General features: G+C 48.5%; 1 protein-coding gene. It reads left to right on the forward strand.

The features are described 5' to 3' along the window. On the forward strand, positions 1 to 650 hold a 650-nt coding region (gene trpS, locus R7Z77_RS26175), incomplete at both ends, for a tryptophan--tRNA ligase (RefSeq protein ID WP_318137154.1).

Consider the following 650-nt stretch of genomic DNA (forward strand, 5'->3'; position numbering starts at 1 on the left):
TTAAAGACAAGTCTGCACGTTACGCGAACGACGTAAACGTGGGTCTGTTTGATTACCCAGTGCTAATGGCAGCAGACATCCTGCTTTACGGCGCACACCAAGTGCCAGTAGGTAGCGACCAGAAGCAGCACCTAGAATTAGCGCGTGATATCGCAACGCGTTTCAACAACATTTACTCGCCAGAAAGCCCAATCTTCACGGTGCCTGAGCCATACATTCCAACGGTTAACGCGCGCGTAATGAGCCTTCAAGATGCGACGAAGAAAATGTCGAAGTCTGATGATAACCGTAAGAACGTTATCACGCTGCTTGAAGAGCCAAAATCGATCATCAAGAAGATCAACAAAGCGCAAACCGATACCGAAACGCCACCAAGCATTCGCCATGATGTTGAAAACAAAGCGGGTATTGCAAACCTAATGGGTCTTTACTCTGCAGCGACAGGCATGAGCTTTGAAGAGATTGAAGCGAAATACAAAGGCGTTGAAATGTATGGCCCATTCAAGAAAGACGTGGGTGAAGCGGTTGTTGCGATGCTTGAGCCAATTCAAGAAGAATACCGTCGTATTCGCGCAGATCGCGCGTTTATGGATGAAGTGATGAAGCAAGGCGCGGAGAAAGCATCGGCTCGTGCGGCGGAAACACTGAAA

This window comes from Vibrio sp. 1401 (assembly GCF_033340295.1).